Raw genomic sequence first — 1,077 nt, forward strand, 5'->3', positions numbered from 1 at the left:
CGCCACCGCCACCGGCCGCCCGGCGCGGCGCAGCGCCGCCGCCAGCTCCTCGCTGTACTCGATCGGGAAGACGCGGTCGCCGCGCGCCGGCACCACCAGCCAGCGCGCTTGGCTGCGCGCCAGGGCGGCGTCGGTCGAGTCGTATTCGTTCAGGAAGAGCTGGTTGGCGCGCACCAGATAGAGGAAGGAATTGGCGTCCGACTGGCGGGCACGCGCCATCGCCGCCTGGTCCAGCCACTGGTCGAGGGCGAAGCGGTCCTGGATGCGGCGCGCCGGGTCCTGCCCCTCGGCCGGGCGGCGGCCGAATTGCTGGGTGGCCCAGCCGCGGTCGCGCGAATGCAGGGTGACGAGCTTCAGCGCCTCGGCCAGGCCGCGCAGCGGGGCGTCGCGCCCCTGGCCGTAGTAGTCGCCATTGCGCCAGGCCGGGTCCATGCGGATCGGCGCCGCCCAGGCCTCCAGCCAGCCCAGCATCCAGGCGTCGATCTCGCCGGTGCCGATCACCGGCATCACCCGCTCGACCAGCTCCGGATAGGCGGCGGCCCATTCGATGGCCTGCAGCGCGCCCATGCTGGGCCCGGCCACCAGCGCCAGCCGCTTCACGCCCAGGCTGTCCAGCAGGCGCTTCTGCACCTCGACGAAATCGCGAATCGAGACGGCGGGGAAGCTCATGCCATAGGGCCGGCCGGTGGCCGGGTTCAGCGAGGCCGGGCCGGTGGTGATGGTGTGCCGGTCCGGCGCGTTCAGATTGACCAGGCTGTCCGAGGCGACGACGAAGAAGCGGTCGGTGTCGATCGGCTTGCCCGGGCCGATCAGCGCGTCCCACCAGCCGACCGGCCCGCCGGCGCCGAGCCGCCCGAAGGCATGGCCATTGGCGCTGAAGAAATGCGTGATCAGGATGGCGTTGTCGCCGGCCGCGTTCAGCGTGCCGGCGGTCTGGTAGCCGATGCGCAGGCTGGGCAGGGTGGCGCCGCCGCGGGTGGTGTAGCCGGTGAGGCCGAATTCCCGCCGCTCCACCAGCAGCTCGGCCGCCGGGGCGGCGGGGCGGGCGGTGGCGGTGGCGCCCTGGGCGCGGGCCGG

Annotated in this window: 1 protein-coding gene; it reads right to left on the bottom strand. The window is 73.9% G+C overall.

Annotated features, from left to right (window positions below; all coding sequences use genetic code 11):
- Positions 1-1,077 (bottom strand): E22 family MetX-like putative esterase (locus HMPREF0731_RS21600; RefSeq protein WP_007006375.1); only part of this gene is annotated, 1,077 nt, incomplete at both ends.

Source organism: Pseudoroseomonas cervicalis ATCC 49957 (assembly GCF_000164635.1).
Taxonomy (GTDB): domain Bacteria; phylum Pseudomonadota; class Alphaproteobacteria; order Acetobacterales; family Acetobacteraceae; genus Pseudoroseomonas; species Pseudoroseomonas cervicalis.